Below are 26,611 nucleotides of genomic sequence, written 5' to 3'. Positions count from 1 at the left end.
TGAATCCGTCCCGTCTCGGGCGGGTTTTTTTCCAAAATGGAGGAGGAGTCACACATGAAGATTTTAAAAATCGAACCGACACCAAGCCCGAATACGATGAAAGTCATTTTAGATGAAGAGCTCGCAGCAGGCAAAAGCACGAACTATAAGCCGGAAACAGCAGAAGGAGCGCCCGCCATCATTCAGGCGATCTTGAAAATTGATGGGGTAAAAGGCGTCTATCATGTCGCAGACTTTATCGCGCTTGAACGAAACGGGCGCTACGACTGGCAGGACATTTTACCGAATGTCCGCGCCGCGTTTGGCGAAACTGATGCAGAGGAAAAAGAAGCGAAACCGCTTGAGCACTTTGGGGAAGTCGAAACGTCCATTCAAGTGTATAAAGGCGTCCCACTACAGTTAAAGCTTGTTTCTGCAGACGAGGAAAAACGGGTGGCGCTGCCGGATTATTGCCAGGAAGCCTTTGCGGAGCTGACAAAAGATGGCGACAATTATATTTTGGAACGCAAATGGCAGGAATTTGGGATTCGATACGGAGAACTTGATGAAATCGCGCCGGAGTTGTTAGAGGAAGTGATGGCGGCGTATCCGAAAGAGCGCGTCGAACGGCTTGTAGAAGCAGCGAAAGCAGGCGGGCCGCTCGTCCAGCATAAAGAGCACGGTGTGAAGCCGGACAGAGACGTATGGCTTGCGGAGCCTGACTGGCGCAAACGATATCAGCAGCTTGAACAAATGCCCGATCCGTCTATAAGCGATATGCCTCTTTTGGAAGCGGCGCTAAACGATGAAAAAGCCGCCATTCGCCGTCTTGCGGTTGTTTATGCAGGCATGATTGAAGATGAACGCATTTTGACGGTTTTGTATAAAGCACTCGATGATTCGGCTGTAACGGTCCGCCGGACAGCGGGCGATTGCATGAGCGATCTCGGGTTTCCAGAAGCAGCGGATGCGATGACGAAGGCGCTGCAGGATAAAAGTAAAATCGTCCGCTGGCGCGCGGCTATGTTCTTGTATGAAGCAGGAGACGAACGTGCGCTGCCAGCGTTACGCGAAGCAGCCGATGATCCGGAATTTGAAGTGAAAATGCAGGTGCTGATGGCCATTGAGCGAATTGAAGGTGGCGAAGAAGCAAAAGGCTCGGTTTGGAAACAAATGACCGAAGCCCGCAAACAATAAAAGGGGGAAGAAAAAATGAATGCATATGAAGAATACATGAAGCAAATGGTTGTGCCGATGCGTGCGGAGCTGACGAATGCCGGTTTTCAGGAGTTAACAACGGAAGAGGAAGTCAATGCGTTTATGGAGTCCGCAGAAGGAACATCGCTTGTCGTGATTAATTCCGTTTGCGGCTGTGCGGCAGGCCTTGCCCGCCCGGCAGCTGTGCAGGCGTCAATGAACGAGCACGCACCGGATCGCCTCGTGACGGTTTTTGCCGGCCAGGACCGTGAAGCGACAGCTGCAATGCGCGCATGGATGCCGGAATTTGAACCGTCGTCTCCATCAATGGCGCTCCTAAAAGGCAATAAAGTGGTTCATTTTGTGCACCGCCACGAAATTGAAGGCCATGACCTCGGCACAATCATTACGAATTTAACGGCGGCTTTTGACGTGCACTGCCAGTGATTGTTACAACATCCCAGCGCGCAGGAGTTGCCGTCAAGCAAAAAGCGGCGGCACTTGCGGACACCTTTGGGGTTTTATATGTAGAACGCAGCAAGCAGCCGGTGAACAAGCTGGCTGCTTTTTACGAGTGTGCGGTGCTGCTTGTCTCAAAAGAACGTCTCGAGCTGCATAGCGGCGAAGGAAACCCATTCTTTTTTCATCCGGGTTCCGCGATGTTCCGCGTGAAGCGGCTCTTAAGCGGCGGGCAGGATGAACTGGTGAGCACATGCGGCCTTGAGCCGGGTATGTCATTTTTAGACTGCACGATGGGTCCGGCAGCTGATAGCATTACAGCCTCCGCAGCGGTTGGGAAATCCGGCCGTGTTCATTCAGTGGAAGCAAATCCGTTTATCGCCCACATTGTCCGGGAAGGCCTGACATCGTGGACGGACGGGCCGGTACCGTTACTCCAAGCGATGCAAAAGATTGATGTCGCTGCAGCCGATTATCACACGTATTTAAAAAACGTGCCGGATGCGTCGTTTGACGTGGTGTATTTTGATCCGATGTTTGAAGAGGCTGTAGATTCAAGCGGCATCGCGCCGCTCCGTTCTTTTGCCTCATATGTCGATTTGACGATGGACGCGGTGATCGAGGCAAAACGGATTGCAAAGAAACGGATCGTGCTGAAAGATCATTTTCGCTCTGAGCGATTTGAGAAATTTGGATTTACCCAGCATATCCGTAAAACGTCCAAATTTCATTTTGGTGTGATAGAGAAATGAACTTTTTCAGTAACCTGGACGAGCGGGCAGATAAGATCGACGGAGCGCAGAGCGGTAAAGTTGAGCGCAGCGCCTGCCCCATGGAACGCGCAGCCCCGCGAATGCCGTTATTTCATTGCCCGGGCTAAGCGCTGTTCTCATACGCTTTTTCTGAAAAGCAGGATGTAAAATCATTTATTCCACTTATATAAACCATGAATAACACCCAATAATTTTTGGATTTAAGATATAATAGAATAGTTAAATTACGGCGAGGTGATATGAGGGTGGAAAAGCATCCTGAAAGAGCTTATTTGGATTTATTGGAGCATATTTTAGATAATGGCGTGAAAAAGGAAGACCGGACAGGGACAGGTACGTTAAGTGTATTTGGTTACCAAATGCGTTTTGACTTGTCCAAAGGGTTTCCATTATTAACAACAAAAAGAGTACCATTCAGCTTAGTTGCAAGCGAATTGCTGTGGTTTATTAAAGGGGATACGAATATTCGTTATTTGCTTCAACATAATAACCACATTTGGGACGAATGGGCTTTTAAGAGATGGATAGAATCAGATGAGTATGATGGTCCTGATATGACGGATTTTGGTCGACGCTGCCTTGTAGACGAAGAATTTAACAAGTTGTATCAAGCCGAAATGCAAACATTTTGTGAGCGGGTTTTAAATGACGATGAATTTGCAAAAAAATACGGTGAACTTGGAAATGTATACGGGAAACAATGGCGCAATTGGACATCGTCTACTGGCGAAAAGATTGACCAATTACAAGATGTCATTGACCAGATAAAAAACAACCCAGATTCCCGTCGCTTGATTGTAAACGCCTGGAACCCTGAGGATGTAGTAAATGCGGGGCAAAAAGGAAGCAAAGCTGCTTTGCCTCCATGTCATGTGATGTTTCAGTTCTTTGTGGCAAATGGAAAGCTAAGCTGCCAGTTAACGCAAAGGAGTCTTGACAGCCTAATTGGATGTCCGTTCAATGTCGCTTCCTATGCGCTATTAACCCATCTAATTGCACACGAATGTGGTTTAGAGCCCGGGGAATTTGTTCACAGCATTGGGGATGCCCATATTTACTCTAACCATCTTGAGCAAGTAAAAGAGCAGTTATCGCGCGAACCGAGGAAATTACCGACTCTTACGATTAATCCAGAGAAGAAGTCTTTATTTGATATTGAATTAGAAGACCTAACAATTGAGGGATACAATCCGCATCCAGCTATTAAAGCGCCGATTGCGGTGTGATAATGGAAAAGACAGGACAGCTTGCATGTTCTGTCTTTTTTAATTTTGTGTTGTTAAGGGAACAAAAAGGTCAAATTTGATGGATATAAATTCCTTAATAGCCTATTATAAATTAAATAATGTAAAAAAATTAATCACTATTTCTATTATGAAAAGGTAGGAGCAGGTAATTCATCGATTTTCATGCGAAGTAAACTATATGGTTTTTGTCGTAGGTCTTTTCCATAATGAAATCTTGCCTGCCGATGTAATTGGTTCACAATAAAATATAAGTATTGATCCGGACCAATCGAAAAAGTATCCGGCCATAAAATTCTTGGATCATGTGCGATGGTTTCCATTATGCCATTCGGTAATATCTTTCGAATACTGTTGTTTTCATAGTCTCCAGCATAAATGTTTCCTTTTGCATCGGTGATCATGCCATCAGACGCACCTTTTTCACCCCAATACTCCACATGATAAGGTAAATCCATGTCCGGTATAGTTCTGTCTCTTAGGACTTCTGTTGAGATCGAAAACAGATGACGACTGGTTAGTGGACAAAAAAATAAAATCTTTCCGTCGGGAGAAATCGCTATACCATCAGACGCCAATCTAAATGGAGAAGTTGAGCCATCTTTATTTCGATTCATCAAAATTTTGCCTTCTACTTTCGGTAAAAGATAGGGATCGGGTGAAGTTGAATTTGCTCCGTTTAACCGTCTAAACGCGTCTCCATTATCCAAATCTACGACGATAATAGCTCCGGGCCCTTTGGAAGAAGAATCAGTTATATATGCATAACCGGCTTTTCCAACACGAAAATCAAATCGGACATCATTCAGATAAGTTGTTGGCAGGACAATATCTTCTGTAAAGGTATATACTCTTCTTATTGTATTGGTTTTTAAATCAACAGCGACTAATTTTGCCCCCCCTTTAATAGGTTCAGAAAAGTTTGGTGCCGCTGTATCTAATATCCAAAGCGTTCCCCGGCCATCAGCAACTACACTTTGGACACTGATGAAAGACATTGTAATATTCCCGGGGTTAACCATATTGATTTCTAAACTAGGATATGGCTGCAATTTATCCTCAACAATTTCCGCCACCGTAAATTTAACGTTATCTCCCCATTTCGGAAAGCAAATAAAAATACGACCGGTTTCTGAAACATTAACACCTGTAGGCATAGCTCCATAAAAGGCATAAACCAGTTCCAACTTACCGAAATATTTTTCGAAAGGTAATATAGGTTGCATGATATCCTCCTTAACAAATTCGAGCGGGATATCATCTATATATGATTAAAATTTTTTCTGGTGCCTGGTTCTTAATAAGTTTTTCTGTCTAAATGTAGTTTTAATTGATTGTTTTCGCAATTTTATTGTTTTAATTTCAAATTAAATCCCAACTATTTCAGTTAAAATGGCTTTTATCTATCGCAGCAGTAAATGATCATGAGATCGCATCCATACCAAGTCGATTATCGTAATTGTTAGCACCAAAATGCGCACTTTTTGCCATAATTAAACCTCCAGGCACTTGAATATCTTTAAAAATCTGTGACGAGCTATATATATCGTCCGAGCGCATTATCTTTCCATCGGTGGACCCCGTGCTGTTCCCACTCCATAATCTTTCTGCAAATAAATCATCGTTGTCTCGATTTTTTCATGGCCAAGAGGACGCATGATGGCATACACATCACTGTTGTTTATGTAGATGATCATCGTGAAGTTGTGTCAAAACTTATGTGGTGTTATTCTTTTTTACTCAACATTTTCAGTCTACTGTTGAGTAACTACGTGTTAATTCATTCCACTTTCCTTTGAGCGAAGACAGCATGTAATTCAAGATGGAATAGGCCTTGCTGTCCATCTGTATATTCAGCCGGCTCCGGCGGACACTTCAAGATACACCGATCCGGTTTATACCTGTTATTCTCTATGTAAGGGATCGAAAATTTTTCTGCGATCAGAAGGAGGGAACAGCCATGATAACTAAAACAGGAAGAAAAAAAGAATCACGAATCTTGAAAAAAAGGTAAGTCGGCACTCGCGAACAGGGTCTCATGTTTTTGTTTTCAGGTCAATCATTCATCACTATGACTGAGTTGCCGATCACAGAATAGGCTATTAAACTTTTTAAAACCCTGTTAGGTGCAAAAATAAGATGCCAAAATCGAAACAAGCTCTCGATGCCACATATCCACAGTCTATCGATTTTGTAAACGGCCTGTCAGCCCGACTTGTCTATGGCATCCAGTTGTTTGGAAAAATAGCTAGCAAGGCTTCGCCCGATTGCCCGGCCGATTCGTAATCCCTCGCTGCTGTCGATTGGAAAGTGAACGCCTCCATATACACGCGAACTCGCACATTCTTCCGCAAGCTTCTGCAACTGATTTCGTTTAGCTGGAAAGAAGCAGCTCAACAGTTCGGCCAGCATCCCTGCTATAGTAGAATGCCCTGAAATATAGGAAGGCTGGCGGGGGGTGGATAGAAATGTCAGCAGCGGGTGGCCCAGCTGATTTGGCCGCGCTACCTTATAGCGATACTTAACTGTCGAGCAAACAATCAGTGCATCATTGATTGCTCCTGGAATAAGTACAAGAATACGTCCATCCCCTGGAGCGGATGAAGATACCAGCGGAAAAGGTATCTGAAGGGTTGCATAAATATCGATTAAGCGATCCATAATCGGTGTCCATTGTTTCGTGACATGCCTTGTCCCCCAGTATTCAGCAAGCGCTTTTTGTTTTGTGGTCAGGTTTTTTAGCGTTTTCTGCACGAGTTTCAACTCGCTGTCCCAATCAATCGTAGCAGGATGCTTGACTTGTGGCAGCGGGTTTCCGGCTGGATCTGTGAACCAGTTATTTTCATCCCTTTTTAAAAAAACGAGCGGCCAAGAAGGATTGAAAGGCTCCTCATGTTCAAAGTTCGAAGGCGGGGACGCTTCGCCCGGATAAGGAAGCTGAGACCAGGGTGGATAAGTTACTTGAAAGCCTAGGAGAAAACCAGGGGAGCCGGGAAGGTTTCGGTTCATCTTTCTTCACCTCCTTTTGTTCCTTATTGTTAAGATATGAGTATAATCTTGTATTGCTTAGGATACGGAAGTATTAAATTAATTTTTGTTTCAGAGTGAAGGATCAAAAAATATGGCTCCGGCTTTTCGACGTTTTGAGGTATTTCCTAATTAAAAGTACAAGGGCTTATCGATCCTCTGTATTCGTGATAGGTAAGTAAGAACGAGTACGTTTCATGGAATGATGGACAGAGATGCGGATTGGCTCTTATTCCGAAAAGATACACAATTGCCGGGATAGAGTCATTCAATCGTAAAAGGTTACGTGAAGTATTCGACTGATGGACTTTACCGAAATTCTAAACTAACTTGTTTACAGTAAATAACCTCGCAACAGGTTCAGCAGTTTTTTACTTTCTGAATTTTGGGGGAATCCCTTTTAACATTGCCGGTTATTATTTAATTGCCAATGAATGAGGTCTTGATGTGGGAGAGTTTGTTCATACAATTGGCGACGCACACATTTACACAAATCACATTGAGCAGGTGAAAACGCAGCTGGTCTGTTAGCCAAGTGAGCTGCCGACGCTTGAACTCAAAAAAGGAAAATCATTGTTTGAGATGGAGCTTGATGATATGAAGCTGCCCGGCTACGATCCGCACTCCACGATTAAAGCCTCTGTTGCAGTGTGAAAACTGGCCTTGTGCCGGTTTTTTTGTGCGATTTTTCAGCATGAGGAACGAAAGCGTTGAGGATTTGTGCGACTTTCCGCTGATGGAGCGAAAATGTCGTGGCGAGGTGCGATGTAAAGGAAAAGCGTGCGAATTGTGCGTGGCCTGGTGCGAAAAGAACAGCATGGCGTGCGAATTGGCAAATATGGTACGATGGGAGGAGAAAATAAGGGAAAAGAAAGGAAGAAGATTTCATGATTTCATTTATTTGGGCAGAAAGCAAAGGCGGCGTGATCGGACTCAATAACAATCTGCCATGGCGTTTGCCGGAAGATTTACGTTATTTTAAAAAAACAACGCTCGGGTTTCCAATTGTAATGGGGCGGAAAACATTTGAGTCGTTCGGAAGCCGGCCGCTGCCAAAACGGGAAAATGTCATTTTAACGACCGATTACTCCTTTAAGCCGGATGGGGTCACTGTTGTTCATTCCGTAGAGGACGTTTTAAAAATGGCAAAGGAACAAGATCTTTTTATTATCGGCGGCGCCAATGTATTTAAACAATTTTTGCCGCATTCGGACCGTTTATACGTAACAAAAATTGAAGCAGAATTTAACGGGGATACGGTTATTGATTTTATTCCTTGGAAAGAGTTTCAAGAAACGTCCTGTACAAAAGGAGAAAAAAATGATGAAAACCCGTATGATTACTATTTTTGCGTGTACGACCGGGTGAGATCATGATCCGGCTTGTCATTTTTTTCGGTTACTTGATCGTAACCTTGATTGGCCTTATTCCTAAAATGCTGCAATTTAAAAAAATTGATCCGGCGCTTCCGGCGGCGGATCGGGATGCGCGTGTTCATTCGCTCGTGAAAAAGTGGAACCGCGGCGTCGCGAAAATGGCCGGTGCGAAAGTAAATGTAACGGGTGAGCACCACGTACCAGCGGGCGCTGTCATGTTTGTAAGCAACCATGAAGGAGACTTTGATGTGCCAGCGTTTATCGGCTATATTGACAAGCCGTTCGGGTTTGTGGCGAAAACGGAAATGAAAAAAATTCCGCTCTTAAGCACATGGATGGAGCACATTCACTGTTTGTTTTTAAACCGGAATGACCGGCGCGATGCGGTGAAAATGCTTCGCACTGGAGCCGCCATTTTAGAAAAAGGCCATTCCCTTTTTATTTTTCCCGAAGGAACACGGAATAAGGGCGGCGAATTAAAGCCATTTAAAACCGGCGCATTCCGAATGGCAAAAGACGCAGGAGTGCCGATTGTGCCAGTCGCGATTAAAGGAACAGCCGATATGTTTGAAAATAATTCCGGCAAAAAGTTAACGCCCGCACGTGTGAACGTCGCGATCCTGCCACCACTCTTGCCACACGAACACACAGGTGCAGATTTAAAGCAGACGGCTGCGGATGTGCAGAAGCGAATTGAAGCCCAGCTGGTAAAAATGCAGTAAGTTTATGGTATTGAAAAAATTCTTGCTTTTCTGTTATTATTCGACGATAATGAAAATTAATTTACTACATAAAAGCGGTTAAGCAAAAAAGAGGGGGCAGTTTTGGATGAGTAAGTGGAAATGGATGATGTCAGCCGGTGCGGCAGCGATGATGCTCGCAGCGTGCGGAGGCGGCGAAGAAGAAGCGGAAACAAATTCAGGCGGATCGTCAGAGGGCGAAACGTACAAAATCGGCGTAACCCAGATTGTCGAGCATCCGTCGCTTGATAATGCGTACGAAGGCTTTAAAAAAGGGTTGGAAGAAGCGGGCGTATCGGCTGAGTTTGACGAGCAGATCGCACAAGGCGACCAAAACAATAATCAGACAATCGCTCAAAACTTTGTAGCGGACGGCGTTGATTTAATCTTCGCTAATTCGACACCAAGTGCAACAGCGGCGCTGAATGCAACGAAAGATATTCCGATCGTGTTTACGTCCGTAACAGATGCGGTTGCGGCTGGACTTGTAAAAGATACAGAAGCACCGGGTGGCAATGTAACAGGAACGGTGGACCTGCATCCAGAGGCCATTTCCAATACAGTAAAATTTATGGCAGAAGAATTTGACGGCAAAAATGTCGGTGTTATTTACAATGCCGGGGAACAAAACTCGGTTGCCCAGGCAGAACAGCTGGAGGCTGTTTTAACAGAAAACGGCTTGAAAATGGCGCCTGTTACTGTTTCAACGTCTTCTGAAGTAAAGCAGGCGGCGGAAAGCTTGATCGGCAAAGTCGACATGTTCTACATTTTCACAGACAATACGGTTGTCTCGGCGCTTGAATCCGTTATTCAAGTCGCAAATGATGAAGACCTTCCTTTATTTGTAGGAGAAAAAGATTCTGTTGCCCGTGGTGGATTTGCGGCATACGGGTTTGATTATGAAGACATTGGGAAAGAAGCCGGCAAAATGGCCGCGCAAATCTTAAAAGGTGAAGCAGAAGCAGGTGAACTGCCAGTTCTGCCGCCGCAGGATTTAAAGCTCGTTATTAATGAAACAGCTGCAGCTGAAATGGGTATCGAGATTAAAGAAGAATGGAAACAGGATGCCGAGATTGTAAAATAAGGGGAAAAGGTGCGCCTTCACCAGGCGCTCTTTTCATGTAAACAGGAGGATTTTTTTATGATGACAGCGATGTTTGGCGCCGTGGAGTCAGGCGTCATTTACGCGATCATGGCGCTTGGTGTGTACTTGTCATTTCGTGTGCTTGATTTTCCCGATTTGACAGTAGACGGAAGCTTTGTCACAGGCGGCGCGGTTGCCTCGATCATGATTGTAAATGGAAGTGACCCGTTTTTGGCCACGATTGCGGCCCTTTTTGCCGGTTTTTTGGCGGGCTGCATGACGGGTATTTTGCATACGAAAGGCGGGATCAACCCGCTTTTATCTGGGATTTTAATGATGATTGCCCTCTATTCAATTAATTTGCGTATTATGGGCAAGCCGAACGTGCCTCTTCTCGCGGAAGAAACGGTTATGACGAAAATCGAAAACTGGTTTGCGTCAGACTGGAGTATTTTATTGTTTATGCTTGTTGTTACACTGATTATTAAGTTCATTACTGATTTATTTTTAAAAACAGAAGTTGGTTTAAGCTTGCGGGCTGTTGGAGACAACGAAGGCATGGTACGCAGTTTCTCAGCAAACACAGGGTGGATGAAAGTACTTGGCCTCGGACTTTCCAACGCGCTTGTTGCTTTTTCAGGTGCACTTGTGGCCCAGTACAACGGCTTTAATGACGTCGGAATGGGGATTGGGATGATTGTTATTGGTCTCGCTTCCGTTATTATCGGCGAAGCGGTTATTGGTCATTCCTCAATTGCCCGGGCGACGCTTGCAGTTGTAGTTGGTGCGGTGCTGTACCGGATGATCGTAACGCTTGCCTTGCGGATTGAATTTTTGGATACAGGCGATATGAAGCTTATTACAGCGATTATTGTTATTATTGCCCTTGTTTTGCCGAAAATACTCGACCGGCAAAAAGCAGCAAAGCGGAAGAAAAAACGGCTTCAGCAGTTAGGAGGCGGCGTTGATGCTTGAAATGACCCAAATCTTTAAAGTGTTTTATGAAGGCACGCCCGATGAGAAAATTGCGTTAAACAAAGTGGATTTATCGATGCGTCCAGGTGATTTCGTGACGGTCATCGGTTCAAACGGCGCAGGGAAATCAACACTTATGAACGTCATTTCCGGAAAATTATCGCCGGATATGGGAATGGTGATGATCGACGGCGCAAATATGACGACACTCGCGGAGCATAAGCGTGCCTCGAAAATCGGCCGTGTGTTTCAGGATCCGATGGCGGGAACGGCTCCGACGATGACCATTGAAGAAAACTTGGCGCTTGCGTACAACCGGACAAAAAAGCGGACGCTTTCGTTCGGTGTCACGAAAAAACGGCGCGATTTTTATCGGGAAAAGCTTGAAATGCTGCACCTCGGTTTAGAAGACCGTCTTCAGGCAAAAGTCGGCTTGCTTTCAGGGGGAGAGCGGCAGGCGCTGTCGCTTCTCATGGCGACGTTTACCGATCCAAAAATTTTGCTGCTTGATGAACATACAGCGGCACTCGATCCGTCGAGGGCAGAGCTGATTACGAATTTAACGAAAGAAATCGTTGACCATCTAGGGCTGACAACGCTTATGGTGACGCACAATATGCAGCAGGCGCTGGATTTAGGCAACCGGCTGATCATGATGGACAAGGGTCAGATTATTTTCTCGGCCAATGAAGAAGAAAAACGGGACTTGACGGTGGAAAAACTGCTGGCAGAGTTCCAGAAAATAAAAGGCGGCGGAAGCTTAAGCGACCGTTCCTTGCTGTCGTAAATGCAGAAGAAGACGATATGTCTTCTTCTTTTTTATGAAACACGTTAATAAAGTAGGAAGAACGGATAAAGAATAGTAAAATAAATGCATATGCACGTTGAATGGCAGGAAAGAAGGGATTTATTATGAGCAAAATTAAAATTGTAACGGACTCCGCGCTTGATATGACGAGTGCGGAACTAAAAGAAATGGGCATTACGATGGTGCCGCTTACCGTACTTGTAAATGGGGAAACGTATTTAGACAGTGTGGAAATTTCGGCAGAAGAATTTTTGGTGAAAATGGCAAACACGAAAGATTTGCCGAAAACGTCGCAGCCGCCGCTTGGCCGCTTTATGGAAGTATTTGACGAACTTGGAGCGGATGGAAGCCAGATCATTTCTATTCATATGACAGGCAGCATGAGCGGCACGTATCAATCCGCGAAGCAGGCCGCGGAAATGTCCTCATCAGACGTGACGGTTGTAGATTCCCGCTACATCTCAAAAGCGCTGTCTTATCAAGTGTTAGAAGCGGCTCGAATGGCGGAATTAGGTCGTTCTGTAGAGGAAATTACGGCAAGGCTAGATGAAGTACGCGCACAAACGAAGCTTTACCTTATGGTCGATACGCTTGAAAATCTGATTAAAGGCGGCCGGATCGGCAAAGCGCAGGGATTTATCGGATCATTGCTGAACATTAAGCCGATTGCGAATTTGGATATTGGGGCACTTTCTCCTGTGACCAAAGTGCGTTCGCATGCAAAAGGCATTAAATTTTTCGTCGATCAATTAGGTGAAGAGTTAAAAGGAAAAGAACTCGTTCACTTTTCGATTGTGCACGCCGGCAATAACAGCGCCGCGTTTTCGGAAAAACTAAAAGAAGAAGTCACGAAGATGACCGGTTTTAAAGACATTGATATTTGTATTACGGCGCCGATTATTTCAGCTCACGCGGGACCAGGAGCAGTCGGAATTATGTACCAGGCGAAAGAATATAAATAATCACACAAAAGGAGTGTCCTGAACATCTATACTAGGGCACTCCTTTTCATATATATGAAATTAGTGGAGAGGCAAAGGGCGAAGAATCACTTTAATAGACCGCGGCATTTTAAAATCAGACTGGGCTTGTTTTAAATAATTGTACATCGCTTTTCCGCGTCCGGCATTGGCGGAGTGGATGGTGATGCGCTCAGCGAACAGCTGATGCTCCACCATACGCTGTACAAGAACAAAGCCGTTTTGGGTTTTACTGACTAAATCGTGATCGAGCGAAAGATGCCCGATCTTTTCAGTCGAAAGTAATGTGAAGCATTCATCGATTGTTTCAACTAGTGTATGATCAGGAGGACATGTGCGGTAGTCATCAAGAAAAACATTGATACTCATTTTACCAATCCTCTGTTTCGACATATTTAAATTGTACCATACTTTGGGAATTTACGCGAATGAAAGAAAAACCGGGCGTTTTTTAAACGCCCGGCAGTGGGGTCGGAGTCGGTTCTGTGTAACCTTCACTATATGTGTTATCAATGAGTGTGCGGATTTCTTCAGGCGATTTGCCTTCTTCGGTCATAACAGCGGTTGTGGCGGCGATTTCAAGGCAGACACCACAGCGGGTGCCGTGGTCGTCCCATGTAATTTCATCGCCGCTACGTTCAGCGATAAAGCAGTTTAAATTGCTTTTGTGACCAGCCGATTCTCCACAGCCGCAGTAGCATGGCATTTGGTCGAGCACGTCTGCATGTTTAGCGGCAGCTAAATAAATCGCGCGCATGTTATCGTCTTTGTCATCTAAAAAAGACGGCAGTGTGTCCGCCGATGCGGTCATCTCCTGCAAGTCGCCGTTTTCTGCGGTGTGAGTATGGTCTTCGTGGGATTGGGCGGCATCATCGTTTCCGCAGGCAGCCGCAAATGGAATCGCCATCGTCAGTACGATCGCGGATAATTGTTTTTTCAAGATGTATTTTGCCCCTTTCAAATAGAAGAATACCTGGAAAACTGATATAATCATACATTGAAAACTAATCTCTTTCAACCGTGCAAGGAACGTGATACGATTTTGAAGAAGAAGAGGTGACCGCTTTGAAACGGGTAATGGCGGGCATAGTTCTGGCAGTGCTGCTGGCAGGATGTGCGGATGAAGCGGATGAAGTGCAAGAAACAGCGGCGCCAAGTGTTCCGCAAAATGTGAATATTGTCTCGATTGGCGATTCATTGACTGAAGGAGTCGGCGACAGTACAGACTCCGGCGGGTATGTACCCTATTTAGAATACCAACTGGAATCGCTCGATGAAATAAAGGAAGCATCGTTTGTGAATTACGGCAAGCGGGGCAATCGGACCAATCAGCTGATTAAACGACTGGAGCAAGCGGAAATTCAAGCGGATATAAAAAAAGCCGACATTGTCATTATTACGATCGGCGGCAATGATGTCGTCAAAGTCGTAAAAGAAAACTGGTCTCATTTGACGGTCGATACATTTGAAAAAGAAGAAGACGGCTACGCGGAGCGGATTCATACGGTTTTAGAAGAAATCCGCGCGATTAATGAAGATGCGGGAATCGTTCTCGTCGGCATTTACAATCCGTTCGGCCGCATTTTCGTCGACACGGAAGATGATGAAATGATTGTCCGGACGTGGAATGAACGGGCGGAGGAAGTGGCCGCATCATTCGAGCAGACGGTATTTGTAAGTGTGGAAACGATTTTCGGCGAAGGCAGTGACGGGCTGTTTTTTGAAGATCAGTTTCATCCGAACGATATCGGGTATGAACAAATGGCCGGCCGCATTTTTGATACGATCAACGGAGCTCCGCTTGAAGAGTTGACCAATCAAAAAATTGTTATTTCGAATGAGGGATCAAATTGACAAAATGGAAAGTGGCCTTTTTTTTATTATTATTCAGCATCATCGCCGTGATCGGGTTCGTGGCTATTTTGATTTTTCTCCCATCAAATGCAGAAAAGCCGGTCATAGCGGAAGTAGAAGGCGAAACGGCATTTCATGTAACATCGTCAAAAGCGGAACTGAACCAGCTCGTAAGCTATTATTTAGCAAAAGAAGCGGGTAATGCGCCGATTGACTACGACGTGTACATTGGGGATGACGTGGAATTGTATGGGTCGTTTCCAGTACTTGGTGCGGATATTGATTATTACATGACGTTTGAGCCGGAAGCGCTGAAAGACGGCAATATCGTTCTTCGCCAAAATGGGCTGCGAGTCGGGCTGCTTGATATTCCGGCCTCGTATGTGTTAAAAACGGCAGACAGTGCTTATGCGTTTCCAGAGTGGGTGCATGTCGTACCAGACGAGGAACGGATTTATTTATCACTTGCAGAAATGCGGCTTGACAACGGCATGCGTGTTAAAGCAGAATCATTTAACTTAGCAAAAGATAACATTCAATTTGCAGTGCTTTTACCAGAAGGGGCTGCTGAATAGGAGGCAACAAAGATGGAAAAAGCAATCTTTGCGGGAGGCTGTTTTTGGTGTATGGTCAAACCGTTTCATGAGCAGCCGGGTATTGAGTCCGTTATAAGCGGCTATACAGGCGGCCGTACGGAAAATCCGACATACGAAGAAGTGTGCAGCGGGGCAACCGGCCACATTGAAGCCGTTGAAATTACATTTGACCCGGACGTCTTTTCATATGAAAAGCTGCTTGGCGTGTTTTGGATGCAAATCGATCCGACGGATGCAACTGGCCAATTTTACGACCGTGGCCGCTCGTACATGCCGGCGATTTTTTACACAACGGACGAGCAAAAGAAGCTGGCTGAAAAGTCCAAACAACAACTTGATGCAAGCGGACGGTTCAAAAAGCCGATCGCGGTGCAGGTGCTGCCGGCCGAAATCTTTTATCCGGCGGAAGCGTACCATCAAGATTATTACAAGAAAAATCCGGCGCACTATAACGCGTATCAAACAGGTTCTGGACGCGCCGCTTTTATTCAATCACACTGGAGGGATATTAAATGAATAAAGAAAACTTAAAAGAAACGCTTTCCCCGATGCAATTTAATGTAACTCAGCAAAACGGTACCGAGCCGCCGTTTCACAATGAATATTGGAACGAAACAGCGGACGGCATTTACGTAGATTTAGTTTCTGGCAAACCGCTTTTTTCATCGAAAGACAAATACGATGCAGGCTGCGGCTGGCCGAGCTTTACAAAGCCGATTGAGACAGCAGAAGTGCTGGAAAAACGGGACATATCTCACGGCATGATCCGCACCGAAGTCCGCAGCAAAACAGCGGATTCGCATCTTGGCCACGTTTTCCCGGACGGACCGGTAGATGCCGGCGGTCTGCGCTACTGCATGAACTCTGCCGCGCTCCGCTTTATACGGAAAGAGGACCTGGATGCGGAAGGATACGGCGAATACAAAGACCTTTGCTAAAGGGTCTCAGACTGTAGACTAATAAAACTTTTAACAGAATCTCCTTTTGTTTCTTCACATGAGAGCTGTTTTGACGGGAGCCGATAAGGCGGCAGGCGCGCGGCTTCGCTTTCCATGGGGCAGGCGCTGAGCTCAGCGGTCCTGCCAGTCCCATAGGAGTCTTCGCCGCCCGCCGCCTGTGCGTTTAAACGAAACAGCCATGTCGTCTGGCAGATCCATCTTTTTCAACAGCGACAATGAGCAAGAGGATGCAGTCATGTCCCTGGCGTTTGTTCCATACATACAGCCTATCAGGACTTGCTTCCTCTCGCTGCTTTTCTAAAACATTTGGTGAAGCCGTACGGACGAAGACTCCTGCGGGACGTACAGTGAGTCGATCCCGCAGGCGCAGCCGAAGAAGCGCCCGCACTGCCCGTGGAAAGCGAAGTCCGGGCAGTTTCACCTATCGGCTCAGGTAAAAAAAGAGCCTGTTTCTCTGAAAGATACCTGCCTTTTTCGGCAATAGAAATTTTTGTTAAAAAAACGAACGTTGACTTTGTCGACAGTCTCAGACCTTTGCTAAAGGGTCTTTTTTTGGAGGGAACCGATGCACAAATCGTTTTATCACTATTTAATGAAATATAGAGAAGAGCCGCCCCGTGACGAGCTGGCGTCGTTTGCGAATGCAGCGTTCGGCGACCACTCCTTTCCAAAAACAGCGGATTCATATGACGTGCTGAGCCGCTACTTGGAAATGGATGTTGATTATTTGCCAACGATGAGTGTGTTTGATACGGCGTGGGACAAATATGAGCAGGATGAATTAACTCGCTGAAACTTTTTTGTTTTTTGTTCGTAAATAGGACTATTACAGTGAATGGAGTGAGGCAGGATGGCGTTATTTAATAAGGCATTGGCAAGCATAGGAATCGGAAATGCAAAAGTGGACACGAAGCTCGAAAAAGCGAAATACACAGCAGGTGACGTGCTGCGCGGCATTGTCGAAGTCAAAGGCGGCAATATAGCGCAGGATGTCGATTCTATTTATGTCGCGGTCATGACAACGTATGAGCGGGAAACGGATGACCGGAAAGTGACCGATGAAGCGGTCATCGTGAAAGAAAAATTGAATGAGCCGTTTACGATCAATGCGGGGGAAACACGCGAATTTCCGCTTGAGATGACACTGCCGCATGAAACGCCTGTGACGCAAGGAAAGACACGCGTCTGGATCGCGACCGGGCTTGATATTAAACAAGCGGTGGATCCGTCTGACAAAGACTATATTGAGGTGCATCCAACCGTCATCGCGGAAGAAGTACTGGACGGCGTGCGTGCGCTTGGATTTCGGCTCCGTGAAGTGGAATGCCAGCACGCCCGCATGACCAATTATCCATTTATACAAGAGTTTGAATTTGTTCCGGTAACAGGCGCTTATGCAGGGAAGTTGGATGAGCTGGAAGTCTCCTTTTTGCAGCAGTCAAAAGACGAAGTGAACGTGCTTTTGCAAGTAGACAAGCGGGCGCGGGGACTTGGCGGCTTTTTGTCGGAAGCGATGGGCACCGATGAAAGGAATGTCCGTCTGCGTGTCAAGAGGCAGGAGCTCTCGCAAGTGCGTTCAAAGCTTGACGAGACAATCAGCCGTTTTGCATGATAAGATAATGATGCTGAACAACTCGGATGAAAAGCGCAGTATGCTGGAGCAGTGTCCGAGTGACCAACATCCTGTTATAAGGGGCTCGGACTAAGAACGCCACGTCCTGTGGCAACGTCCGAGTGATCAACATTCTGTTGGTCCTAATCATATGTTTTTATGGAGGAATTTTGAATGAGTGTACACATTGGTGCAAAAAAAGGTGACATTGCAGAAACGGTTTTGCTTCCAGGCGACCCGCTTCGGGCAAAATACATTGCAGAAACCTTTTTAGAAAATCCGGTCTGCTATAACGAAGTTCGAGGCATGCTCGGCTATACCGGTACATATAAAGGAAAAAAAGTATCGGTTCAAGGTACTGGCATGGGCGTACCATCCATTTCGATTTACGTGAATGAACTGATGCAAAGCTACGGGGTGCAAAAATTGATTCGGGTTGGTACGTGTGGTGCGATTCAAAAAGATGTCAAGGTGCGTGATGTCATTTTAGCGATGACATCATCAACCGATTCAAGCATGAACCGCGTGACATTCCCAGGCGTCGATTATGCGCCGACTGCCAACTGGGAATTGTTAAAAGCGGCGTTTGATGCTGGAACAGAAAAAGGATTGCAGCTGAAAGTCGGCAACGTATTTACAGCGGATCAGTTTTACAATGACAATGCAGACCATGCAAAATGGGCACAATATGGCATTTTGGCGATCGAAATGGAAACGACGGCCCTTTACACACTCGCTGCAAAACATGGCCGCCGTGCACTGTCAGTCCTGACGGTGAGCGACCATATTATTACGGGCGAAGAAACAACATCGGAAGAACGCCAGACAACGTTTAATGAAATGATCGAAGTAGCGCTTGAAGCGGCGGTTCAGTCGTAATGAAAAAAAACGTTTTAACGCTGGCAGCCGTAGTGCTGTTAGCCGGATGTACGTCCGCTGAAGAAGAAACCGCAACAGAAACGGAACAAACCGCGCCGGCGGAAAAACCGGCAGCAGAAAAAGAAACCGGTCCTGTCATTGACGCATCGTATTTCAATGAATTGAAAGAGGTGGACGGTTTGCAAGTTATTCAAAATCCGGAAAACCCGCTGGTGCTTGTGAACAAAGAATTTGCGCTGCCATCAGCTTACACGCCGCCTGACCTTGTCCGTCCGAACGTTCAATATTCATTCGGCGATCAGGATATTGAAAAGAGCTATATGAGGCGTGAAGCCGCAGCAGCGCTTGAAACGCTGTTTAAAGGTGCTAAAGAAGATGGCCAGTATTTATTTGCAGTATCCGGCTACCGTTCGTACGACCGCCAGGAAGAAATTTTAGCGGCGGGTGCTGCCGCTAGCAGTGAAGAAGAAGCGTTAAAGTCCATTGCGCCGCCAGGCATGAGTGAGCATCAGTCCGGTCTTGCGATGGACATCTCATCGGAAAGCAACGGCTTTGAATTAAATCAGTCTTTTGAAACGACTGCAGAAGGCCAGTGGCTGAAAGATCACGCCCACGAATACGGCTTTATTTTGCGCTATCCAAAAGGCAAAGAAGACATTACCCAGTACATTTATGAACCGTGGCATTTCCGCTATGTTGGGGGCGATGCGGCGGTCATGATTTATGAAAACGACTGGACATTAGAAGACTATTTTGAGCAAGTAAAACCGGCGGAGTAATCTGCCGGTTTTTTTTCGACAAGGTTTTTGTTTTCAATAATCCCTGAAAACTGCTAAAATGAAAAGATCAGTGTACATAGATGGAGAAAGCGGGGAACAGAATGGAAGAAGAAAAGCCGGAACAGGGCCATTATATCAAAATAAAACGGTTTCCGTTTATTATGTTGATTTTTGCGCTCGTGTTTATTACGGCGGCGGTGACAACGATTACGCTCGCTTTCGGTGACGAGAAAGCAGTCGAAGTCGGAGCACCGGCCCGGTCAGAATTCAGTAAATTTTATGAAGCATATGACAAAATAAAAAGCACGTATTATGAAGAAGTGGATCAGGAAACGCTCGTCAACGGTGCCATTAACGGCATGATCGATTCACTCGAAGATCCGTATTCTGATTATATGAATGAAGAAGAAGCATCCCAGTTCCATGAAGACGTATCAAGCTCATTCCAGGGCATCGGTGCGGAAATTCAAGAGCAGGACGGATTTATTATGATCGTCTCGCCGATTAAAGGATCACCGGCGGAAGAAGCGGGTTTAAAACCAAATGACATGATTTTGTCTGTCGATGGAAAAAGCATTCAAGGCATGAGTGCTTCAGAAGCGGTGCTTTTAATCCGCGGTGAAAAAGGAACAAAAGTGGCACTGGAAGTACGAAAAGCGGGAACGGAAAAATCACAAAACATCACAATTGTCCGCGATGAGATTCCGATTGAAACGGTGTATGCTGAAATGGGGAAAGGCAACATTGCCCACATTCAAATTACAAGCTTTTCCGAGCATACGGCAGAGGAGCTGAAAACGGCTCTTGCTGATATGGAAAAAGAAGGCATGAAAGGCATCGTCCTTGATCTTCGTCAAAATCCGGGCGGACTGCTTGACCAAGCGATTGAAATGGCCAACTTGTTCGTTCCGGAAGGCAAAAACATTCTGCAAGTGGAGTCCGGCGGTGAAACGCAGGAATACAAAGCAGAAGGCGGCGATAAAATTGAGCTGCCGACCGCTGTTTTAATTGACAGCGGCAGTGCGAGTGCGTCAGAAATTTTGGCGGCGGCGTTAAAAGAATCAGCGGGCATTCCATTGATTGGGGAAAAATCATTCGGTAAAGGAACTGTCCAATCAGCGGAAGATTTCAGCGATGAATCCAACCTGAAGCTGACAACGGCGAAATGGCTGACGCCAAACGGCACGTGGATCCATAAAAAAGGCATTACGCCGGATACCGCCGTAGCACTTCCAGCTTACGCAACCTTAACGTACATTAATCCAGAATCCGAACTCAAACTTGAGACGCTATCGGATGAAGTGAAAACAGCTGAACAAATGCTAAAAGCTCTCAGCTACGATCCAGGCAAAGTAGACGGCTACTTTGACGAATCAACCGAAAGCGCCGTTGAAGAATTCCAGGAAGCGGCTGATATCGAACCAACCGGTGTTTTAACTGGTGCATCGACCACAAAGCTGATGGAAAACCTTCGTCTGAAACTCGAAGAAAATGACACACAGCTGAAACAGGCGCTTGAATCCGTGCAATCGAAAATAAAGTAAACGGAAACCCCTCCGATTTTTTTGGAGGGGTTTTTGAATGGACACAACGGTGTAGGAATGGACATGAATTGGAAGAGTGAACACGGTTATTCCTCGATCTTCCATAATGGAGAGAAGGACATCTTCTCTACTTTCCGAAATTATATTTTCAGGATGGCATTGGAACTTTTGTTTGCCGCTGGTCAAATCGTGAAATTCAGCATAAAATAAAATCTGGGAGTGAAGGAGGAGGTTTTTGGCTGACTGGCGGGTACTATACGAAACGCTTTGGAAAGGGCGAACGTTTACCGATGTAGATGAAGCGATGGAGAACGAGCTTGAAGATAAACTAAATCACCCGAGATTGAGAAAAAAACCGGAAGTGAAGTTTTTTGAAGCGGTGCGCCGTGTGCGTGATTCGTCTTTGTCTGATTCGGACAAAATGACGCTTATTTCGGCCTATGTCAACTGTTTCGAAAAACGAAAGCAAAAAGATTGATTTTGTACCCCTGTGTGTATAAAATAATCGCAGTGAGTGAATAAGGGGGAAAAATAGATGGCAGGGTTCATCATCGCGTCGGCAGTATTAGCGGCGATGTTGCTGATTGGATATAAACGGTATTGGCCGGTCAATGTTAAGCGCATTTTGCCGGATGAAGCGGCTGGGCATCCAGTTATTGATGTACGGGACTGGCAGGAAGCCAATCGTCTGCCTCTTGCGGGCGCGGAGCATATTCCGTGCGGCTATATTCCACGCAATGCGGGTAAATTCGGCGGCCAGGAAGTGTACATTGCGGCTGCATCAGCGGTTGAACGGAACTTTTCCGTTCGGTTGTTGAAAAAATATAACATTCATGTAAAAGGGTTTATTTGCATGAATGAATCAGTGTAAGCCGGTGCCAAAGCACCGGCTTTTTAAATTTGCCAGTAGAAAACAACCCGTCGTTTAGGATAGAAGGGAAGAATAGAGGGCGCTCAACGGCAAAGACGGCACTTGTAACAGGCGGATCAAAAGAAATAGGGCGAAAAATAGCGGGATATTTGGCAGCAGCAGGCCACTCTATTATGATTAATTACCGTTCTGGGGCGCAGCAGGCTGAATCATTTGCGGAATTGAAAATCAACCATTACTTTTTTAGCTGCACGGCATAAAATGAATCCATTCCTGACGAAAGAAGAAATATTTGATGAAAAAGAAACACCTTGAACCGGCAGCCGTCCTGCTTCTTACATACATCAGTGCTGTTTTTTAATAGGGACGCTAATATGTTCCGGCGTACGATTAAGCCGCAATGTGTCATACGAGTATTGTCCATTACGATGATTGCTTTTTCACTATCATTATGGGGATGTTTTTGATTAACGTCGTTGAGGACTTGCTTTTTTGCCTCTTATGTTTAAAAAAGTGTCTGCATTTGCGCCGGTCGGGCTGTCGATGAACTTGACGCTGCCTCTTGCTTATATGTTTGCCAAAAAACAAGATACTCATTTTAAATACGCATCTGAAGATGTGCAGACGGGATAAGTCATTCGATTTGTTCGAAAAGATTGAATTATTAGAAAATACCGGATACATTAAGGATATAAGCCTAGTATATTAGAGTTATATAGGGATGGGGGTATACCTGAGGTGATAATTCGTAACATGTTTCTAGCGGCCGTTTTGTTTTTGGGTGGGTGTTCGGAAGAGGCAGTTGATCAAGTGATTGAAGAAGAGGATCAGGCTTTGGATGAGCTTAAAGAAGAACCGCAAGAGGATGGGGATTGGTACCTAGAACAGCTGGCCGGGCAATACGGCGAATTAATTCCGGATGAGTCAGCGCTTGAAGAAGAGACAGCAGAAGCACCTGAATCTCCTCCGGAAGAAACGGCAGTGATCATCTATTCAGTTGAAAATGGTGAAATTATGGAAGAAACAAACCGGTCAGATGACGCCTATGCGAATAATTGGGAGGATCAGGAGCGGTTATGGTCCCATTTTTATCATATGATGCCGGCCGATTATATCGATACGGTCGGTGAACTGGAATTTTTCACAGATGGATCGGATGAAACCCTCGCGTACGTGGAGCCGATGGACGATACGTATTACTGGAAAGTGGCAATCGACTTTCAGGATACGGACAATGAAATAGAGCTGTACGGGACGCTGCTGCACGAAATTGCTCACATTGTGACGCTTGCGGATGATCAGTTCACTGACATGGAAGAAGCGTGTGCAACGTACGAATCGGACTACGGCTGCATGGCAGAAGAATCCTATATGAACCAGTTTTTCCAGACATTCTGGGCGGGTCCGATGCATGTGGAGTGGACGGCGGAAAAAGTCAGTGAAGATGTCGAGGCGCAAGACGCGTTTTACGACAAATATACCGATCAATTTTTAACGTATTACGCGACCACGTATCCGGATGAAGATTTAGCAGAATCATGGGTGTACTTTCTTTTTTCAACGGCGGATGAAGTGGAGATGTATGAAGGCGTTTTAAAAAAGAAAATCTTGTTCTTTTATGATTTCCCGGAACTGGTCGAGATGCGCGAGGAAATGTTAGCGAATATGTGGAACACTTTATAGGGAAAAAGCCCTTCACGCACCAATGCGTGAGAGGGCTTTTTTTCGTTGCACAAGCCATAATCGAACGGAGAGAGTAATGGCGCCGCACGTAAGTCCCGTGATAAGACCGATCCAGTAGCCGTACGGTCCCCAGTCGGTCCAGCGGGCGAGGGTCCAGCCGAGTGGGAGGCCGATGACCCAATAGCTCATCATGGTCATCATAAAGGTGACATTGACATCTTTATAGCCGCGGAGTGCGCCTTGAACCGGCGCCTGTACCGCATCGGACAGCTGGAAAATGGCGGCGAAAATTAAGAAGCCCGCAGTCAGTTCAAGCACTTCCGCGTCGGTTGAATACAAATGCGCAAATGCGTCACGGAACGTAAAGATCACAACAGTGCCGACTGCCGCAACGCCAATTGCCATAAAAATGCCGATGAGGCTGTAGCGGCGGGCGTCATGAAACCGGCCAGCTCCGACTTCAAAGCCGACCACAATCGTGAGTGCCATCGACACACTCATTGGAATCATATACGTCAGTGAAGCGAAATTCAGTGCTGCCTGATGCGCGGCAATGACGTTCGTGCTGTATTCACTCATGAGCAGCGTCACGGCAGAAAAAATGCTCGTTTCGAAAAAGATCGACAAGCCGATCGGAAGCCCTAGCACCAAGATTTCTTTCCATTTTGAAAGAGCTACGTGCGGCAGTTGATAAAACAGCCTGTACGTAGAAAACGGTTCGTGACGCCAAACAATCCAAGCGGCTAAAATGAAAATAAGCCAATACGTAATTGCCGACGCATAGCCGGAACCGACTCCGCCGAATTCTGGAAAGCCGAACTTTCCATAAATGAGAACGTAGTTAAACGCGACATTAAGCGGCAGCGCCATTAAGGTAATGATCATCGATGTGCGGGTCTTGCCAAGCGCGTCAATAAACCCGCGCAGTACTGCTGTCAAAAAGAGCGGCAAAATCCCAAATGACAGGCCGATCACATATTCGAACGCAATGCGGCGCACATTTTCGGATAAATTCATCAGGCCGAGCACCGGCTCAAGCAGCACAAAACCGAGCGCGTACGTTGCGGCGGAAATGACAAGTGCCACATACACCCCCTGCATGACGGAAAACGAAACCTGTTCCCTGCGGCCCCCGCCAATTAAATGCCCGACAATCGGCGTAATTGACAGCAAAATCCCGCTCAAACCGGTATACACAGGCATCCAGAGCGACGAACCGACCGCAACGCCGGCCAAATCGTCCGCGCTATAGCGGCCTGACATGATCGTGTCAAAAAACGTCATCGAAAACATGGTGATCTGCGTCACCATAATCGGAATTAAAATGTATAAAAACTGGCGTACCTTTGCACGCGTGGTGGCCGTTTCAATCAAGCCGATCAACTCCTTTACCGAAAAATAGTATATCACAAAATAACAGGTAGAGATTACGAGTTTTCCAGGGCTTTGATAGAAAGAAAGGGGAGGTGTCTCTCATGTCGGCATTTGATCTTGTCCCGCCCGCGCTCCAGTGAGCAAACGCCATTTTTTTATATTTGTCTGGGCTGATCGGCGCTGTTTATTTAATCAAGCGATTTGAAACAAAAAAAGGCTCGCGCTGAGCTTGTTTATTATCTCCTGGTCGATTGCCATTGAATTATTTAAAGCTGAAACCGGCCTGATCTTCGGACATTATTATTATGAAAAAGATTTTGGCGTGCACGTGGCCGGTGTGCCGGTGACCATCGGATTTGCCTGGCTTGTGGTTATACAACCTCTCTTGCACTCATCAGTCCTCAAGGCGAAAAATGACACGCCGCCTATCCGGTTCTGGCGTCGCTGCTCGCCGTTGCGATGGACCTGGTCGTTGGTGAGCAATCAAAATGGTATCCCTCTCGTCAACGCGCATACAGCTAATAGCCGAAACCGATATTGGAGCCATACAACGTCGCCAGTACATATTTTTGGTATTCGTTATTATTATTTCCATATAAATGAAAATGCATCATTGTAATATTCATGTCATCTGATTACGCTTTTATTTCGCGAACTGAAATCATTTTTTTCGAGAGAGATTGAAATGCGGACTGAATATGGACTGAACGGCATGGACAAATGAGGAAACTATCATTATGAAATGAGTCTAGCATTTTCCACCTTAAAATCTCTTGCGGGTGCGGTTCGTTTCGGGCTATAGTAATCAGGCAGCACGGACAGAACTTAAAAAACGTAGGAGGTTTTACTACTATGAAAGCAAATATCCGCATCGCCGCAATGGCCGGCTTAATTTCTGCTGGACTATTTACAGCAGGGCAAGCGAACGCAGCAGCGCCGACTTGCAACGTCGCAAAAACAGATCAGTTTGAAACATATAAACAATACCAGCAAGACTATCAGGTAAAACAGCCAGTTGAAGCAGCACCGCAGCAGGCGGCACCTGCAAAAGCAGCACCACAGCAGCAACAGACTGCACCAACTGCACAAACAACTGCGCCACAACAGGCACAACCAGCAAAAACAGCACCACAGCAGCCAGCTGCAAAATCTGTTAATGCTTTTGAACAAGAAGTTGCTAAACTAGTCAATGAAGAACGGGCAAAAGCGGGATTAAAAGCATTGGAATTAGATACAAAGCTTAGTGAAGTAGCTCGTGCGAAATCGCAGGATATGAAAGATAAAGGCTACTTTGATCACCAATCGCCAACGTATGGTTCCCCATTTGACATGATGAAACAATTTGGCATCACATATAATACGGCCGGCGAAAACATCGCCAAAGGCCAGCAGACGCCGGAAGAAGTCATGAAGGCATGGATGAACAGCGATGGCCACCGGAAAAATATTCTAAGTGCTGACTTTACACACATCGGTGTCGGCTATGTAGACGGCCACTGGACACAAATGTTTATCGGAAAATAAACACGAGCGGGAAATGACCATCATTTCCCGCTTTTTTGTATGGATAAAGCACCTTTAATAAAAGGAGCTGAGAATTTTTGAAAGACGGTGTCCGGCTCCAGTTTAAATAATTGCTTGCCGGCGATTGCATTTAATCTGACGAAATGTTGAATGGCAACAGTAAAGGTGGGAACATGCTGCAAGACAGAGAAATGAGTTAATAATTAAAGATGAGTGAATCTATCAGATTTTACCGAAAGAGTACCCCCACTTCAATCATGTGATGGGCGAAGACCAATGATAAGTGGCGGGGTG

General features: G+C 45.9%; 32 protein-coding genes and 1 pseudogene. 27 read left to right on the top strand and 6 right to left on the bottom strand.

Annotated features, from left to right (window positions below; genetic code table 11):
• Nucleotides 1-54 precede the first annotated feature (54 nt).
• From NLX67_RS12150 to NLX67_RS12135, 4 genes are all read left to right on the top strand, one after another.
• Entirely contained in the window at nt 55-1,176 is a 1,122-nt protein-coding gene (locus tag NLX67_RS12150; protein ID WP_254311918.1) for a conserved virulence factor C family protein, read from the top strand.
• 15 nt (nt 1,177-1,191) lie between these two features.
• The gene (locus NLX67_RS12145) at nt 1,192-1,623 is read left to right on the top strand and encodes a BrxA/BrxB family bacilliredoxin (RefSeq protein ID WP_254311917.1); all 432 of its coding nucleotides are present in this window, start codon (nt 1,192-1,194) and stop codon (nt 1,621-1,623) included.
• Nucleotides 1,620-2,387 (top strand): class I SAM-dependent methyltransferase, encoded by a 768-nt coding sequence (locus NLX67_RS12140; RefSeq protein ID WP_254311916.1) that lies wholly within the window; start codon nt 1,620-1,622, stop codon nt 2,385-2,387. The genes NLX67_RS12145 and NLX67_RS12140 overlap by 4 nt, the downstream gene beginning before the upstream one ends.
• 266 nt (nt 2,388-2,653) lie before the next feature.
• Nucleotides 2,654-3,634: a thymidylate synthase gene (locus NLX67_RS12135; RefSeq protein ID WP_254311915.1), complete on the top strand. Its 981-nt coding sequence runs from the start codon at nt 2,654-2,656 to the stop codon at nt 3,632-3,634.
• A gap of 146 nt (nt 3,635-3,780) precedes the next feature.
• Here NLX67_RS12135 and NLX67_RS12130 read toward each other — a convergent pair whose 3' ends face one another.
• Nucleotides 3,781-4,878, bottom strand: coding sequence for a major royal jelly family protein (locus NLX67_RS12130; protein WP_254311914.1), 1,098 nt, complete (start codon nt 4,876-4,878; stop codon nt 3,781-3,783).
• Nucleotides 4,879-5,857: 979 nt separating this feature from the next.
• Nucleotides 5,858-6,661 carry a phosphatase PAP2 family protein gene (locus tag NLX67_RS12125; protein WP_254311913.1) on the bottom strand — a complete coding sequence of 268 codons (804 nt, stop codon included), beginning with the start codon at nt 6,659-6,661 and terminating at the stop codon, nt 5,858-5,860.
• Nucleotides 6,662-7,063: 402 nt separating this feature from the next.
• Here NLX67_RS12125 and thyA point away from each other — a divergent pair.
• The 7 genes and pseudogenes from thyA to NLX67_RS12090 form a co-directional block, all read left to right on the top strand.
• Nucleotides 7,064-7,333: pseudogene (thyA, locus tag NLX67_RS12120) on the top strand (thymidylate synthase); the annotation flags it as partial.
• Between the two features lie 233 nt (nt 7,334-7,566).
• Nucleotides 7,567-8,055, top strand: coding sequence for a dihydrofolate reductase (locus NLX67_RS12115; protein WP_254311912.1), 489 nt, complete (start codon nt 7,567-7,569; stop codon nt 8,053-8,055).
• Nucleotides 8,028-8,777 carry a lysophospholipid acyltransferase family protein gene (locus NLX67_RS12110; protein WP_254311911.1) on the top strand — a complete coding sequence of 250 codons (750 nt, stop codon included), beginning with the start codon at nt 8,028-8,030 and terminating at the stop codon, nt 8,775-8,777. The genes NLX67_RS12115 and NLX67_RS12110 overlap by 28 nt, the downstream gene beginning before the upstream one ends.
• A 106-nt stretch (nt 8,778-8,883) precedes the next feature.
• On the top strand, nt 8,884-9,879 hold the full coding sequence (locus NLX67_RS12105; protein ID WP_046181206.1) for an ABC transporter substrate-binding protein: 996 nt from the start codon (nt 8,884-8,886) through the stop codon (nt 9,877-9,879).
• A gap of 57 nt (nt 9,880-9,936) precedes the next feature.
• The gene (locus NLX67_RS12100; RefSeq protein ID WP_254311910.1) at nt 9,937-10,854 is read left to right on the top strand and encodes an ABC transporter permease; all 918 of its coding nucleotides are present in this window, start codon (nt 9,937-9,939) and stop codon (nt 10,852-10,854) included.
• Complete coding sequence (locus NLX67_RS12095; RefSeq protein ID WP_254311909.1) at nt 10,847-11,641, top strand: ABC transporter ATP-binding protein; 795 nt, start codon at nt 10,847-10,849, stop codon at nt 11,639-11,641. Before NLX67_RS12100 ends, NLX67_RS12095 begins: the two co-directional genes overlap by 8 nt.
• Before the next feature lie 125 nt (nt 11,642-11,766).
• The gene (locus tag NLX67_RS12090; protein WP_254311908.1) at nt 11,767-12,624 is read left to right on the top strand and encodes a DegV family protein; all 858 of its coding nucleotides are present in this window, start codon (nt 11,767-11,769) and stop codon (nt 12,622-12,624) included.
• A gap of 60 nt (nt 12,625-12,684) precedes the next feature.
• Here the strand turns inward: NLX67_RS12090 and NLX67_RS12085 are convergent, their stop codons facing one another.
• Both NLX67_RS12085 and NLX67_RS12080 read right to left on the bottom strand, forming a co-directional pair.
• Nucleotides 12,685-13,011, bottom strand: coding sequence for a cyclic-phosphate processing receiver domain-containing protein (locus NLX67_RS12085; protein WP_046181210.1), 327 nt, complete (start codon nt 13,009-13,011; stop codon nt 12,685-12,687).
• An 82-nt stretch (nt 13,012-13,093) separates the two neighbouring features.
• Entirely contained in the window at nt 13,094-13,582 is a 489-nt protein-coding gene (locus NLX67_RS12080) for a PCYCGC motif-containing (lipo)protein (protein WP_254311907.1), read from the bottom strand.
• A 125-nt stretch (nt 13,583-13,707) separates the two neighbouring features.
• On the opposite strand from NLX67_RS12080, the gene NLX67_RS12075 reads away from it, so the two are divergent.
• Genes NLX67_RS12075 through msrB form a run of 4 tightly spaced genes read left to right on the top strand, consistent with a single transcriptional unit; the run spans nt 13,708 to nt 16,030 of the window.
• Nucleotides 13,708-14,496 (top strand): GDSL-type esterase/lipase family protein, encoded by a 789-nt coding sequence (locus NLX67_RS12075; RefSeq protein WP_254311906.1) that lies wholly within the window; start codon nt 13,708-13,710, stop codon nt 14,494-14,496.
• Nucleotides 14,493-15,071, top strand: a complete 579-nt coding sequence (locus NLX67_RS12070; RefSeq protein WP_254311905.1) for a YpmS family protein — start codon at nt 14,493-14,495, stop codon at nt 15,069-15,071. The genes NLX67_RS12075 and NLX67_RS12070 overlap by 4 nt, the downstream gene beginning before the upstream one ends.
• Before the next feature lie 12 nt (nt 15,072-15,083).
• Nucleotides 15,084-15,608: a peptide-methionine (S)-S-oxide reductase MsrA gene (gene msrA / locus NLX67_RS12065; protein ID WP_046181212.1), complete on the top strand. Its 525-nt coding sequence runs from the start codon at nt 15,084-15,086 to the stop codon at nt 15,606-15,608.
• Nucleotides 15,605-16,030, top strand: a complete 426-nt coding sequence (msrB, locus tag NLX67_RS12060; protein ID WP_046181213.1) for a peptide-methionine (R)-S-oxide reductase MsrB — start codon at nt 15,605-15,607, stop codon at nt 16,028-16,030. The genes msrA and msrB overlap by 4 nt, the downstream gene beginning before the upstream one ends.
• 184 nt (nt 16,031-16,214) lie before the next feature.
• Here msrB and NLX67_RS12055 read toward each other — a convergent pair whose 3' ends face one another.
• Nucleotides 16,215-16,472, bottom strand: coding sequence for a hypothetical protein (locus tag NLX67_RS12055; protein ID WP_254311904.1), 258 nt, complete (start codon nt 16,470-16,472; stop codon nt 16,215-16,217).
• Between the two features lie 144 nt (nt 16,473-16,616).
• Here NLX67_RS12055 and NLX67_RS12050 point away from each other — a divergent pair, with 144 nt between their 5' ends.
• The 10 genes from NLX67_RS12050 to NLX67_RS12005 all read left to right on the top strand — a co-directional run bounded on the left by NLX67_RS12050 (nt 16,617) and on the right by NLX67_RS12005 (nt 23,419).
• On the top strand, nt 16,617-16,844 hold the full coding sequence (locus NLX67_RS12050) for a YozE family protein (protein ID WP_046181215.1): 228 nt from the start codon (nt 16,617-16,619) through the stop codon (nt 16,842-16,844).
• Between the two features lie 57 nt (nt 16,845-16,901).
• Complete coding sequence (locus tag NLX67_RS12045) at nt 16,902-17,663, top strand: sporulation protein (RefSeq protein WP_046181216.1); 762 nt, start codon at nt 16,902-16,904, stop codon at nt 17,661-17,663.
• Between the two features lie 174 nt (nt 17,664-17,837).
• A complete protein-coding gene (gene deoD / locus NLX67_RS12040) occupies nt 17,838-18,542 on the top strand; it encodes a purine-nucleoside phosphorylase (protein ID WP_046181217.1) in 705 nt (234 codons plus the stop codon).
• Nucleotides 18,542-19,321, top strand: coding sequence for a M15 family metallopeptidase (locus tag NLX67_RS12035; protein ID WP_046181218.1), 780 nt, complete (start codon nt 18,542-18,544; stop codon nt 19,319-19,321). Before deoD ends, NLX67_RS12035 begins: the two co-directional genes overlap by 1 nt.
• A gap of 101 nt (nt 19,322-19,422) precedes the next feature.
• Nucleotides 19,423-20,865 (top strand): lmo1851 family serine protease, encoded by a 1,443-nt coding sequence (locus NLX67_RS12030; RefSeq protein WP_046181219.1) that lies wholly within the window; start codon nt 19,423-19,425, stop codon nt 20,863-20,865.
• 235 nt (nt 20,866-21,100) lie between these two features.
• Nucleotides 21,101-21,343 (top strand): hypothetical protein, encoded by a 243-nt coding sequence (locus NLX67_RS12025; protein ID WP_046181220.1) that lies wholly within the window; start codon nt 21,101-21,103, stop codon nt 21,341-21,343.
• Nucleotides 21,344-21,400: 57 nt separating this feature from the next.
• The gene (locus NLX67_RS12020; RefSeq protein WP_046181221.1) at nt 21,401-21,736 is read left to right on the top strand and encodes a hypothetical protein; all 336 of its coding nucleotides are present in this window, start codon (nt 21,401-21,403) and stop codon (nt 21,734-21,736) included.
• A gap of 29 nt (nt 21,737-21,765) precedes the next feature.
• Nucleotides 21,766-21,996, top strand: a complete 231-nt coding sequence (locus NLX67_RS12015; protein ID WP_254311903.1) for a hypothetical protein — start codon at nt 21,766-21,768, stop codon at nt 21,994-21,996.
• A 232-nt stretch (nt 21,997-22,228) separates the two neighbouring features.
• Nucleotides 22,229-22,369 (top strand): hypothetical protein, encoded by a 141-nt coding sequence (locus tag NLX67_RS12010; RefSeq protein WP_156154101.1) that lies wholly within the window; start codon nt 22,229-22,231, stop codon nt 22,367-22,369.
• Between the two features lie 105 nt (nt 22,370-22,474).
• Nucleotides 22,475-23,419: a hypothetical protein gene (locus NLX67_RS12005; RefSeq protein WP_254311902.1), complete on the top strand. Its 945-nt coding sequence runs from the start codon at nt 22,475-22,477 to the stop codon at nt 23,417-23,419.
• A gap of 12 nt (nt 23,420-23,431) precedes the next feature.
• Here NLX67_RS12005 and NLX67_RS12000 read toward each other — a convergent pair whose 3' ends face one another.
• Complete coding sequence (locus NLX67_RS12000) at nt 23,432-24,793, bottom strand: MATE family efflux transporter (RefSeq protein WP_254311901.1); 1,362 nt, start codon at nt 24,791-24,793, stop codon at nt 23,432-23,434.
• A gap of 223 nt (nt 24,794-25,016) precedes the next feature.
• On the opposite strand from NLX67_RS12000, the gene NLX67_RS11995 reads away from it, so the two are divergent.
• On the top strand, nt 25,017-25,412 hold the full coding sequence (locus tag NLX67_RS11995) for a carotenoid biosynthesis protein (protein WP_256519837.1): 396 nt from the start codon (nt 25,017-25,019) through the stop codon (nt 25,410-25,412).
• 233 nt (nt 25,413-25,645) lie between these two features.
• Nucleotides 25,646-26,317: a CAP domain-containing protein gene (locus tag NLX67_RS11990; RefSeq protein ID WP_046181230.1), complete on the top strand. Its 672-nt coding sequence runs from the start codon at nt 25,646-25,648 to the stop codon at nt 26,315-26,317.
• The last annotated feature ends 294 nt before the right edge of the window (nt 26,318-26,611 follow it).

Origin of the sequence: Domibacillus sp. A3M-37, from assembly GCF_024213455.1 — a bacterium.
In the GTDB taxonomy this organism is placed as follows: domain Bacteria; phylum Bacillota; class Bacilli; order Bacillales; family Domibacillaceae; genus Domibacillus; species Domibacillus tundrae.
This window is presented reverse-complemented; position numbering and strand designations above follow the sequence as displayed.

Bases quoted from the DNA above. Each gene is read 5' to 3' on its own strand.
- NLX67_RS12150 (WP_254311918.1), top strand. From the start codon at position 55: ATGAAGATTTTAAAAATCGAACCGACACCAAGCCCGAATACGATGAAA.
- NLX67_RS12145 (WP_254311917.1), top strand. From the start codon at position 1,192: ATGAATGCATATGAAGAATACATGAAGCAAATGGTTGTGCCGATGCGT.
- NLX67_RS12130 (WP_254311914.1), bottom strand. From the start codon at position 4,878: ATGCAACCTATATTACCTTTCGAAAAATATTTCGGTAAGTTGGAACTG.
- NLX67_RS12125 (WP_254311913.1), bottom strand. From the start codon at position 6,661: ATGAACCGAAACCTTCCCGGCTCCCCTGGTTTTCTCCTAGGCTTTCAA.
- NLX67_RS12115 (WP_254311912.1), top strand. From the start codon at position 7,567: ATGATTTCATTTATTTGGGCAGAAAGCAAAGGCGGCGTGATCGGACTC.
- NLX67_RS12105 (WP_046181206.1), top strand. From the start codon at position 8,884: ATGAGTAAGTGGAAATGGATGATGTCAGCCGGTGCGGCAGCGATGATG.
- NLX67_RS12100 (WP_254311910.1), top strand. From the start codon at position 9,937: ATGATGACAGCGATGTTTGGCGCCGTGGAGTCAGGCGTCATTTACGCG.
- NLX67_RS12095 (WP_254311909.1), top strand. From the start codon at position 10,847: ATGCTTGAAATGACCCAAATCTTTAAAGTGTTTTATGAAGGCACGCCC.
- NLX67_RS12090 (WP_254311908.1), top strand. From the start codon at position 11,767: ATGAGCAAAATTAAAATTGTAACGGACTCCGCGCTTGATATGACGAGT.
- NLX67_RS12085 (WP_046181210.1), bottom strand. From the start codon at position 13,011: ATGAGTATCAATGTTTTTCTTGATGACTACCGCACATGTCCTCCTGAT.
- msrA (WP_046181212.1), top strand. From the start codon at position 15,084: ATGGAAAAAGCAATCTTTGCGGGAGGCTGTTTTTGGTGTATGGTCAAA.
- msrB (WP_046181213.1), top strand. From the start codon at position 15,605: ATGAATAAAGAAAACTTAAAAGAAACGCTTTCCCCGATGCAATTTAAT.
- NLX67_RS12050 (WP_046181215.1), top strand. From the start codon at position 16,617: ATGCACAAATCGTTTTATCACTATTTAATGAAATATAGAGAAGAGCCG.
- NLX67_RS12045 (WP_046181216.1), top strand. From the start codon at position 16,902: ATGGCGTTATTTAATAAGGCATTGGCAAGCATAGGAATCGGAAATGCA.
- deoD (WP_046181217.1), top strand. From the start codon at position 17,838: ATGAGTGTACACATTGGTGCAAAAAAAGGTGACATTGCAGAAACGGTT.
- NLX67_RS12035 (WP_046181218.1), top strand. From the start codon at position 18,542: ATGAAAAAAAACGTTTTAACGCTGGCAGCCGTAGTGCTGTTAGCCGGA.
- NLX67_RS12030 (WP_046181219.1), top strand. From the start codon at position 19,423: ATGGAAGAAGAAAAGCCGGAACAGGGCCATTATATCAAAATAAAACGG.
- NLX67_RS12020 (WP_046181221.1), top strand. From the start codon at position 21,401: ATGGCAGGGTTCATCATCGCGTCGGCAGTATTAGCGGCGATGTTGCTG.
- NLX67_RS11990 (WP_046181230.1), top strand. From the start codon at position 25,646: ATGAAAGCAAATATCCGCATCGCCGCAATGGCCGGCTTAATTTCTGCT.